Annotated in this window: 10 protein-coding genes; 9 read left to right on the forward strand and 1 reads right to left on the reverse strand. The window is 64.7% G+C overall.

Annotated elements, in window-relative coordinates:
* The 7 genes from VF515_20225 to VF515_20255 all read left to right on the forward strand — a co-directional run.
* On the forward strand, positions 1-1,233 hold a 1,233-nt coding region (locus VF515_20225), incomplete at its 5' end, for a peptidase MA family metallohydrolase (GenBank protein ID HEX7409952.1).
* A gap of 56 nt (positions 1,234-1,289) precedes the next feature.
* A complete protein-coding gene (locus VF515_20230) occupies positions 1,290-1,541 on the forward strand; it encodes a hypothetical protein (GenBank protein ID HEX7409953.1) in 252 nt (83 codons plus the stop codon).
* A gap of 123 nt (positions 1,542-1,664) precedes the next feature.
* Positions 1,665-2,675 (forward strand): methyltransferase, encoded by a 1,011-nt coding sequence (locus VF515_20235; protein HEX7409954.1) that lies wholly within the window; start codon positions 1,665-1,667, stop codon positions 2,673-2,675.
* Positions 2,676-2,990: 315 nt separating this feature from the next.
* Positions 2,991-3,497, forward strand: a complete 507-nt coding sequence (locus tag VF515_20240) for a DUF2924 domain-containing protein (protein ID HEX7409955.1) — start codon at positions 2,991-2,993, stop codon at positions 3,495-3,497.
* Entirely contained in the window at positions 3,478-5,166 is a 1,689-nt protein-coding gene (locus VF515_20245) for a recombinase family protein (GenBank protein HEX7409956.1), read from the forward strand. The genes VF515_20240 and VF515_20245 overlap by 20 nt, the downstream gene beginning before the upstream one ends.
* Before the next feature lie 343 nt (positions 5,167-5,509).
* A complete protein-coding gene (locus tag VF515_20250; protein HEX7409957.1) occupies positions 5,510-7,309 on the forward strand; it encodes a hypothetical protein in 1,800 nt (599 codons plus the stop codon).
* Positions 7,306-8,367 (forward strand): SUMF1/EgtB/PvdO family nonheme iron enzyme, encoded by a 1,062-nt coding sequence (locus tag VF515_20255; GenBank protein ID HEX7409958.1) that lies wholly within the window; start codon positions 7,306-7,308, stop codon positions 8,365-8,367. Before VF515_20250 ends, VF515_20255 begins: the two co-directional genes overlap by 4 nt.
* A 21-nt stretch (positions 8,368-8,388) precedes the next feature.
* On the opposite strand, the gene VF515_20260 is transcribed toward VF515_20255, so the two are convergent.
* On the reverse strand, positions 8,389-9,393 hold the full coding sequence (locus VF515_20260) for a hypothetical protein (protein ID HEX7409959.1): 1,005 nt from the start codon (positions 9,391-9,393) through the stop codon (positions 8,389-8,391).
* A 153-nt stretch (positions 9,394-9,546) separates the two neighbouring features.
* Here VF515_20260 and VF515_20265 point away from each other — a divergent pair, with 153 nt between their 5' ends.
* Both VF515_20265 and VF515_20270 read left to right on the forward strand, forming a co-directional pair.
* Positions 9,547-9,876 carry a tyrosine-type recombinase/integrase gene (locus tag VF515_20265; protein HEX7409960.1) on the forward strand — a complete coding sequence of 110 codons (330 nt, stop codon included), beginning with the start codon at positions 9,547-9,549 and terminating at the stop codon, positions 9,874-9,876.
* A 10-nt stretch (positions 9,877-9,886) separates the two neighbouring features.
* Positions 9,887-10,399, forward strand: a 513-nt coding sequence (locus VF515_20270; GenBank protein HEX7409961.1) for an integrase, incomplete at its 3' end; no start/stop codon positions are given.

A 10,399-nucleotide genomic window follows, 5' to 3' on the forward strand; every position in this document is an offset into this window, starting at 1 on the left:
AGATTGCCCTCGACGCCGGTGCACAGCGAGGCGCACGTTGAGGACCGACTGTTCAGCGCCGCAACCGACACTGGCCATGCGATAGTGGATATCGAAGCCGAGGCGATTCGACTGGTACGCGCTCGCGAGTATGCCGCGGCGGTGGAGCGCTTGCAGAACGCGCTGCGGCGCCAACCCGATACCCCGGCCCTCACACAGGACCTGCAGACGGTGTTGTTCGACTGGGGCGTGACCGAGCTGACGGGCAACGATCTGGAGCAGGCCGCGGCGCACCTGCAACAGGCGGCGGCGCTGGGCGACCGCGCAGAGGTGCTCGCCGCCCTCGGCATTACCTACGTGCGCGAAGGCGACTACGACCGCGCGACGCGGCCGCTGGAAGCCGCGGTGCGTCTGAACCCGACTGACCCGAACGCCTTGCTGGCGCTGTCCCAGGTTTGCCTGGCGAAGAACAAGCGTCCCGCCGCGCTCGAGCTGCTGGATCGGGCTAAGGACGCCGGCGCCCGTGGGTCCGAGCTGGACACGCTGGTGAGGCAGCTCAGCCGCGAGGTCGACGCCGAGTGGGACTTCGTGCAGGAGAACAGTCGTCATTTCCGGATCAGCTTCGCTGACAACGGCGATCGCAGCGCGGTCCGCCAGGTGCTCGATGCCCTTGAGGATGCATACGATCTCGTCGGCACGAAGCTCGGACGCTTTCCAGACGAGCCGACGGCGGTCGTGCTCTACACCCAGCAGGACTTTCACGCCGTAACCCAGACGCCGGACTGGGCAGGGGCCGCCTACGACGGCCGCATCAAGCTGCCGGTGCGCGGCTTGAGCGAGAACGATCCCGCTTTAGCACGCATCGTGCGGCACGAATACGCACATAGTCTGGTCGCCCGCCTCAGCAAGGGGCACTGCCCGGTGTGGCTGAACGAGGGGCTTGCCGTCTGGGCTGAAGAGGAGCACGACGGAGACCCCGAGGGCTGGGCCAAGAACACTATCGCCGGGCGGGAGCTGTTCTCCTTGGACCAGCTGAGCGCTTCGTTCGCCGGGCTCTCCAAGGATCGCGTCGAGGTAGCTTACGCGGAGAGTTACCTCGCCGTGCGGATGTTGATCGATCGCTATAGTGCCCGCAAGCTCGCGGCGCTGCTCGAAGCGTTCGGCACGCACAATCGCAGCGACGCGTTTGCTGCGGTCTATCCGGGCGACCTGTCAGACTTCCAGCAGCGGTTCTTGCAGCAACTGACGGGGTAACTTCGCAGCGGTGGGCTTCCTGGCCTGATTATTCTCGGATCGGGACGAGTTCCTTGTTGGCGGCATATCACCCGAAAGCCGACGAACGCATCGAGGAAGCGTTCAACTTGTGCGTGATCCACCGCCGGCAGGTCGCCGTCGATGTCGGCCGGCGACACGTGCGCGAACACGTCGGTGATGTGCTGCTCGCGCAGCAAGCTGGCCAAGCGCCGGATGTTCGCCGGATCGCGGAAGTCAGGAATGTGATCCTGTGCCTCGCCAATATTCCGTCCGCAGCGCCGCTAACCGAGAATCGGTGGGAGCGATGAACTCGCAACCAAGCTCCACGGCCACACTGCTCGTGATCCTCGGACGACGCGGGGAGCAATTCACCACTTGGAGAGGATGCGGTCGCATCTGTTCTGTTGAAACAATTAGGTTGGGAGAGGCCCATGAGAACGAAAGAGAAGCTAAGTGGGAAAGCGATTATGGACTTGGTGCGCGGATTCCAGCCGTCATGCGTCGTGATCGCCGGAGCGGAACTGGACGTCTTCACCATCCTGCACGCCAAGCCGATGACCGCAGCGCAGTTGGCCAGACGGATCAAGGGGGACCTTCGGGCCACAATCGTTCTGTTGGATGCGCTCGCCGCCATCAGACTGCTGGAAAAAAGTTCCGGCCGCAGACCCGTCTACCGCGTCCTGCCGGCAGTGGCCGAGGTGCTCACAGAGACCGGAGCGCAAAGCATGCTGGGCATGGCCCGTCACCTCGGCAACTGCCTCCGCAGTTGGGGACAATTGGCCAGTGTCGTGCTGCGCGGTAAGCCTGCCACGCGCCGCCCGAGCGTCCGGGGCGCCGGGGGCGACCTGGTCTCATTCATCCGGGCAATGCACGAGATATCCGAGCCCATGGCCCTGCCGCTCATCAGCAGCCTTGGACCTCTGAAGTTCCGGCACCTGCTGGACCTGGGCGGAGCCTCCGGCACGTGGACGATCCCCTTCCTTCGGCTCAACCCTGAAGCCTGTGCGACCATCTTCGACCAGCCCGATGTCATCCCGATGGCGAGGCGCATAATGAAGAAGGTCGGTCTGGCCAGCCGGGTGCGGCTGGTCCCGGGCAGTTATTATAGCGACGCGCTGCCGAGCGGAGCCGACCTGGCTTGGGTGAGCGCCATAGTCCATCAGAACTCGCGAGCGCAGAACCGGGCGATGTTCGCGAAGGTGTATTCCTCCCTGGCACCCGGTGGACGGATCCTGATTCGCGACATTGTCATGGACCCATCCCGCACGCGCCCTGCGGGTGGCGCCCTGTTCGCAGTCAACATGCTGGTCGCCACAGCCGGAGGCGGCACGTTCACGTTCGACGAACTTCATGAAGACCTGTCATCCGCGGGTTTTGTGAAGGTCAAGTATCTCCGCCGCGGGGAATGGATGGACTCCGTCGTGTGTGCCACCAAACCCTGACCTTGCCGCCTGCGGCCGGGGCCACACCGGAAGGTAGAGGGGGTGTGCCTCGCCAAAATCCCATCTGGGCCTTCAAGCGGCGTCCCCGTCCCTCGGAGCGGCCATGCAGGGACCACCGTCGAGGTGCGGCCCCGAAGAGCTTGCCAGCGCCCCGAACCACCGGCTAGCAGCCCGCTGCCAGTACCCTGCCGCGAACCGCGAACGCTTGCCCAGAATCGGCTGAATTCTTTCCACCATTAGGCAGCTTGGGAGCGTTGGTCACGGACTGGACTTCCGGCGCAGACTGAGCGCTCATGGACCCCGACGGAGGTCTCCATGCTACAGGCAAAATCGCCAGGTCGGACTCTCACGCCACGCAGCGGTGGTGGCGATCTGGCACGGGATGTCGCGGGCCTGTCCGCGCTCGACCCGACCGCCCTGAAGCAGTTGTGGGTCACCCTCTGCGGCGCGGCACCCCCACCAGGGCTGAACCGTCCCGTACTCATCCGGGCGCTCGCCTACCGCCTGCAGGAGCGCGCGCTGGGCGGCCTCAGACCCGCCACCCGCCGGTTCTTACTCCAGCTCTCCGATGACGCCGAAGCCGGACGCCCGGCGCGCCCCTCTGGCTCGGTCACGCCGGGCACCGTGCTCGTGCGCGAGTGGCACGGCACCAGCCACCGGGTCACCGTCCTGGAGACGGCCTGTGCGTGGCGCGGGAAGCGGTATCGCTCGCTCTCGGAGGTCGCCCGCGCCATTACCGGGACGCGCTGGTCGGGGCCCCGCTTCTTCGGCCTCGGGCGCACGCGGGACAGGAGGGCCGCCAATGGACCGCCCCCAGCCTAAGCTGCGGCGCTGCGCCATCTACACCCGCAAGTCCTCCGAGGAGGGCTTGGAGCAGGACTTCAATTCGCTGCACGCGCAGCGCGAGGCGTGCGAGGCCTTCATTCGCAGCCAGGCGGGCGAAGGATGGCGGCTCGTCCCGACAGCGTACGATGACGGCGGCTTTTCGGGCGGCACGATGGAACGGCCCGCGCTCCAGCAGCTACTCGCGGATATCCGCGAGCGCCTCGTCGACGTGATTGTGGTCTACAAAGTCGATCGGCTGACGCGCGCTTTGGCCGACTTCGCCAAGATGGTCGACGTCTTCGATGCGCGCGGCGTCTCCTTTGTCGCCGTCACCCAGCAGTTCAACACCACGACCTCCATGGGACGGCTTACCCTCAACGTGCTGCTCTCGTTCGCGCAGTTCGAGCGCGAGGTGACGGGCGAGCGCATCCGGGACAAGATCGCGGCCTCCAAGCGCAAAGGGATGTGGATGGGCGGGGTCCCGCCGCTCGGCTATGACCTGCGGGAGCGCCGGCTGGTGGTGAATCTAGAGGAGGCCGAGACGGTACGAGCCATCTTCCGCCGCTACCTGAAGCTCGGCTGCGTGCGGCGGCTCCAGACCGATCTCGCTCGGCGCGGCATCGTGTCCAAGGTCCGCATTGCCCGCACCGGCATCCGCTCGGGCGGGAAGCCCTTCTCGCGCGGGGCGCTGTACGTACTCCTGGCGAACCCCACCTACATCGGCGAGATCCGCCACAAGCACGACCGCTATCCGGGACAGCACGAGGCCATTGTGGACCGCACGCTCTGGGAGCGGGTCCACGAGCGGCTGCACGATCAGGCGGCGCGCCAGGGAGGCCAACGTCCGCACCAGGTCCCACCCAGTCCACTAGCTGGCAAGGTGTTCGATGAGCGGGGTGAGCCGCTGTATGTGCAGGGGACGGCCAAGGGTGCGCGCCACTACCGGTACTACGTCTCGCGCGAACTGGTCCACGGCTCGAAGGAGCACCCTGAACGCGGGTGGCGCGTCCCGGCACAAGAGCTAGAGCGTGCGGTACGCGCCGTGGCGGAGCAGCTGCTCGCCGACCGCTCGGCCCTCGCGGAAGCGGCCGAGGCCGCGGGCCTCGACGCCAGCCGCCTGCCGGCGATTTTCACGGCCGCCCAGGGGTGGAGGGATCGCCTGCGTGTGGTAACCGACGCCGCGCCGGTGCTGGGGCAGCTGACTGATCGCGTCGACCTCACGGCGGACGGTCTGCGGGTGTCGCTCACTATGCCGCTTCCCAGCGGCGACGAGTGCACCACCGCGCTCGCGCATGGACTCGTGCTCACGCGATGCGTTCCGCTGCAGATCCGACGGCGTGGGATCGAGATGCGGCTGGTGCTGGACGCCAGCGCGCCGCCCTCGCGCGTCGACGGTGCGCTGCTCAAGACGGTCGCCCGCGCCTATCGCTGGGCAGACGACCTGCTCTCGGGCCGTGCGCCGTCGGTGGGCGACATCGCCCGGCGGGAGCGGGTCAGCGACCGCTACGTGTGGCGGCTCATTCGGGTGGGCTTTCTGGCGCCCACCATTGTCGAGGCCATCGTCGACGGCCGCCAGCCCGAGGACCTGACGGCCAGCGCCCTCACCCAGCGGCTCGATCTCCCGGCCCTCTGGCAGGCGCAGGAGCAGGCGCTCGGCCTCGCCTAGCCCCACGCGTTGCCGGTTCTGCCGAACCAGTGCACGAGTTGATCCCGTTGCTTCCAGCGGCCGGAACCGACGGAGCCCGTCAAAAACCGGGTGCCCACCGTCGTCGCCGACTGCCAGAGTCACCTCAGTACCCCGTCTCGGCGGCCTTCACCACCGCTACGAGTGCAGAGAGGCCGCCTGAGCAGGGTGGATGGAGTTTTGGCGAGGCACACGGGGATGTTTCTCAATTCCGGAGACGTACGCACGCCAGTGCGACCATCGGTGCTGGCCGAACAACTTGGCATGTTCCGTGCCACTGATCGGATTGGACCTGGCCGTCACCGGCCGGATTGAAAGGGTGTCGATGAGGCGAGCACGGCAGCGATCGTACGTCGCATGGGCGGGAGTGATCCTCCTAGCCGTCTTCCTCATCCGCGTGCCGAGTGCGCCGGGCACTGAAGAGTCCGAACGAGCCGTCGTCCTCGCCCGTCAGGCGGCTGAATACCGGGAGGAGCGCGCGAAGACGATCATCGAACTGCAGCAGTTCCGCCGCAGTGAAAGCATGGCCGCGGAGGGAACCGACACTCACCGTGGCAACTCCACGCTCATCAACCTCAATCCTGAGATCAACATCTGGTTCCTGCTGACGCTGGATTGGGGAACTGCCAGCGGGCACGTTACCTATCATCTCGAAAATCCATACCCCCGCGAGCAGACCATTCGTTTGAGCGCGGCTAACGCCCACGGCATTGAAATCTCGCATGGAGATTCCAGCGTTCCGTGCGAGCTGTGGTCCGGCGCCGGCACCGGCCCGCTGGAAGAGGCGCGCCGTTCGTTTCTGCCTTACGCCGCCCTGTGCGACGGCCATCTCTACCTGCGCAACCGGGCGGCGGGGCGCTACACGGCGTTGGAGTGGACGAGCGAGTTCCTGCGACAACACGTCTGGGGTGGCGAGGAGATCGTCGGCCTCGTGCGTAAGGGGTTCTTCAGCGATCGCTTCGCAGAAGAGGGGAGCGCCGCCGCGGCCTCCGCCTCGCCTCCCGCTGGGCTGATAGAGCAGGACCGGCCTCTGGCAGCATCGCTGGAGACCGGGAAATCCTCCCGTCGGATGACACCAGACAATCTCGGCATCGATGTGGGCCAGCCGAAAGACACGTTGATCCCTGGGCAATGGTACCCGGCCAGCGGTGTTTCGGGGGTGTATGTGAGCATCGTTCAACCGCAGATGATCTCCTCGGCAATTCTCGAGAGCCATCCCGGCGTCGTCAACAAGCTGGACGCCGCGGAAGCAGGCGCCTTGGACTATCTGGTGGCCTTCGATCTGGCCGAGTTCGATCTCGGTTTTGCCTTGGGCACCGATCACCCGCGCGTGGGCTGGTCCAATCGTCCGCCGAGGGAAGTGCGCGGCGGCCTTCCGGGGCCGGATGGCATCAGCACCGCCGAGCCATTGGTGAGCAACGGAATGATCAGCCCTGACCTCGCCGCCCGCACCATCGCCACTTTCACCGGTGGCTTCAAGCGTGAGCACGGCGCCTTCCGGTACGGGGCGTTGGCCAAACAAAACCATGGCACTCACTATGGATTCTTGGAGCAGGGAGTCGTGTTCAGCAAACTTTTGCCGGGCCTGGCGACCCTGTATGTACTGGATGATGGCACGGTCGCGATGAAAACCTGGACTGAGGGCGATAACGTGTTACTCCCCCGTATCAAGTATGCGCGGCAAAACGGCGTGCCGCTCATCGAGCACGATTCGGCAACCAACACGTCGTCTCCCGGTTCGCTCGTCGCGCGCTGGGGACCCGGGAACTGGTCGGGCTCCGCAGAAGAGGAACTGCGCTCGCTGCGTGCCGGTGCGTGCCTGCAGGAGACGCCAACTCGGCGGTTCCTGGTGTATGGTTACTTCTCGACCGCCACCCCTTCCGCGATGGCGCGGGTGTTCCAGGCCTATCGCTGCCGGTACGCAATGCACCTTGACATGAACGCGCCCGAACTCACCTATCTTGCCTTGTACCTCCGGCAAGGAGCGCAACTGCGAATTGAGTACCTGGCTCGAAGCATGGCAGCAAGCGAGAAGCAGACGGACCGCGGGCCGGTCTTGAGATTCCTGTTTTACCCCGACAACCGGGACTTCTTTTACCTCGTGCCGCGGCAGGCGACGCGATGATCAAAAAGCTGCCGTCGTTGATCATGTGTTCGATGGTATTCATGGCCTCCCCAGGGGCCGCCGGTGAAGCGACCCTGCAGCAACAGAATGAGCAGATGTTTCGTCAGATGCAGTCCGCTCGCGGCCTCACGGCATCACAGATGCAAGCGGTCCGAGCGATCTTTGCCCAATCGGGGTTTATGGGACAAGGCAACCCAGCCATCACCCAGCACCCCGACACGCCGCAACAATGTCAAGCCAAGCTCGACCAGCGTTCAGTGAATTACGCCGAGCCTGAGTTTGAACGCATCTGCGGCGCGAAATACATGGCGCCTCTCTACAATCGCGCTTCCGAGACCCCCGAACAGGCCAAGGCGTGCATCGACCAATTCGAATATCCCGATATTCCTTGCGCCTATCCGGTTGTGTGGGTCCGCGCCCGCGAGGCCGCCGAGCTGTGCGCGGCGGAGGGAAAGCGGATCTGTGATGCTCACGAATGGGAGGGAGCGTGCGCCGGCAGTCTGGAGAAACCCGACTATCGCTTCGATCTGGCCGCGGGGGTCAGTCCGAACGTGGCGGTCAGCCGCATGGGCGCGGCCCACAACCGCGTTCACCAAGCCGACCGGTCCTGGAGTTACGGCCCATCGTATCAGAAAGGCGTCTGTGCCGCGGCCAGCCGGAAAAGTCCTGAGTGTGGCGGCGGCTCATGGTCGAGATGCGGTTCCAACACGTACCCAGCCGGCGATTTTCCGGGATGCCGTAGTGCGCTCGGAGTCTACGATCTGAATGGCAACGCGGCGGAGCACATGAATCTGCCTCTGAATCCGCTGCAGATGGCCAGCCAGGGAAGCACCAGCCTGGGCTACACAGAAATGAAGGGCAGTTGGTTCATTTTCGATACCTACCATGCCCACGAGGACTGGTGTCGATGGCGGGCGCCGTTTTGGCACGGTTCACGAGTGATGGACGAACACAGCCACGCCAACTATCACTTGGGTTTTCGGTGCTGCAAGGGTCTGCAGACGCCCGGAACAGTGCCGGCGTCGACCGCTCTCCCGGAATACGAGCCGTCGCGCTAGGGCGACGGCAAGAACTCACAATCAATGCATCATGTTCGTCACATCGTCGAGAGCACTTTGGGACGGGAGCCGCGCCGTGGAATGCGCAGAGAGTAGATCGACTCCGGGCGGGGCCAGCCTGCTGATGAGATCGCTTAGGCGCGGCAGCGGACCTTCCCGACTGAGCACTTGGGAAAGTCCTGGGTCAGCCAGGGCTTCGAAAATCGACATCGGCCTGCCGTCCATGAAAATGGTAGTACTCACCAGCCGTGTCCCATGGCTGTAGTCGGCATACCGCACTCCATGAACGGTACTCAGCGGCTGGATCGGACTGTTGATGCCCCTATGCCAGCCATAAATTGCCACGCGATCCGGGTATCGCCAGAGGCGATTGGTGATGACCAGATCCTTCTTGTGGCCGGCGGTGAGCACACCCGGCAGCACCCCAAGCGCCATGCGCTGCTCTGCGATCAGCTCGTTGTGATGACGATAGTAATCAGTGGAGCGCATCTGATCGCTGGCCGGCAACGGCTGCGGCGCAAGGTGCACTTCGGCTTGCCGATAGATCGCATCAACCATTTTGCTGGTCGGTAACGTGAACCCAAAACGGCCTGCTACCGTCAGGGCGGTTGCCAGGCTCATCGGTACGATCAGAAAATCGCGATCCGAGCCGATCGCCAGGTAGTCAGTTAAAGTGCAGACGGTCACCTCGACAGATTGGCCGTTTGGCAGCTCGCCGTTCATGGTAATCGGCACGACCCTGCGTAGAAACTGCGGCATATCGCCGTCCAGCAGTTCAGCTTCGATCGCTTGTTCGCGATCTGCCCCGCTCAGCGCTTCCACGCGGTGAGCGAATTCGCTGCCGGTCGGTGCCGTTGATGCGCGGGAAGGAAGCTTCTGCAAGAGCCCATCGCTGCATTCGAATGGCGAAGCACCAGCACAGGCGGCAATCGGCTGCCATAGCAGCGCCAGCAGCAGAGAATGTATTGCTGTCCTGTTCAGCGAGACTCTCGCCAAAGTGCGCGATGGGACTTTGTCCGATGACATTGCGATCGTTCGCGGCCCGAACAGGTCACCGCACAAGCGCCGAACTTCGGGAGCCAGGTCTCAGATGTCCTCAAGCCATGCCAGCGCACACACACCATACAGTAACAAAGTGCTCGAAGACAACCTCCCTGAGCAGCGCGGCGAGGCCCTGAAGTGAAGCGCGCCGGCCTCTCCGGCTTTCGCGGTCCGTATGATCTGCGCCATTCGTTCGCCACACAACTCCTGGAGCGCGGGGTGCCGATCACCTACGTGAGCGGTCAACTCGGGCATGCGAAGCCTACGACCACGCTTGCCTGGTACGCGCACTGGCTGCCGAGCGTCGATTCACACCGGTTTGTCGACGGGCTCGATCAGCCGGGAAATCTTTGGCACCAGTTTGGCTGTGGGTCCCGAGAATTCGATCATCCTGAAATCTCGCATGTAATTTCGATGGCCATCGACGGCTGCCGAGACGGCATTGAGTCCGCCTGGCGGCCACGATAGGCATGCGGCCATGCAAGCCGTGGTGCTGGCTGTGGTGACAAGCCTCGCTTCCATCGTCCGCTCCCGACTGGCGCCGCAGATCGAAATCCTCGCCCTGCGCCACCAGCTCGCCGTCTACCAACGAGCCGGGCGCTGCCCGCGGCTCGGACCAGCCGACCGTCTGCTGTGGGCCTGGCTCTCACGCGCCTGGTCCGGATGGCGAGCGGCCCTCGTGATCGTGCAACCCCGCACGGTGATCGCTTGGCAGCGCCAACGCTTCCGAGAGTACTGGACGCGCTTGAGCCGCCACGGCCAGCGCGGCCGCCCGCCGCTCGGTAAGGAGATCCGGGACCTGATCCGCAAGATGTCGGCAGCCAATCCGACGTGGGGGTCCCCCCGCAGAATGGGTGAGCTGCGCAAGCTCGGCATCGAGGTGGCGAAGTCGACGGTGGAGAGGTACCGCGTACGCCGCTCCAAACCGCCGTCACCCACCTGGCGGACCTTCCTCGCCACTCATGCCAAGGATCTCGTGTCGATCGACTTC

This window comes from Candidatus Binatia bacterium, from assembly GCA_036382395.1.
In the GTDB taxonomy this organism is placed as follows: domain Bacteria; phylum Desulfobacterota; class Binatia; order HRBIN30; family HRBIN30; genus JAGDMS01.

Bases quoted from the DNA above. Each gene is read 5' to 3' on its own strand.
- VF515_20235 (HEX7409954.1), top strand. From the start codon at position 1,665: ATGAGAACGAAAGAGAAGCTAAGTGGGAAAGCGATTATGGACTTGGTG.
- VF515_20255 (HEX7409958.1), top strand. From the start codon at position 7,306: ATGATCAAAAAGCTGCCGTCGTTGATCATGTGTTCGATGGTATTCATG.
- VF515_20250 (HEX7409957.1), top strand. From the start codon at position 5,510: ATGAGGCGAGCACGGCAGCGATCGTACGTCGCATGGGCGGGAGTGATC.
- VF515_20260 (HEX7409959.1), bottom strand. From the start codon at position 9,393: ATGTCATCGGACAAAGTCCCATCGCGCACTTTGGCGAGAGTCTCGCTG.
- VF515_20245 (HEX7409956.1), top strand. From the start codon at position 3,478: ATGGACCGCCCCCAGCCTAAGCTGCGGCGCTGCGCCATCTACACCCGC.
- VF515_20240 (HEX7409955.1), top strand. From the start codon at position 2,991: ATGCTACAGGCAAAATCGCCAGGTCGGACTCTCACGCCACGCAGCGGT.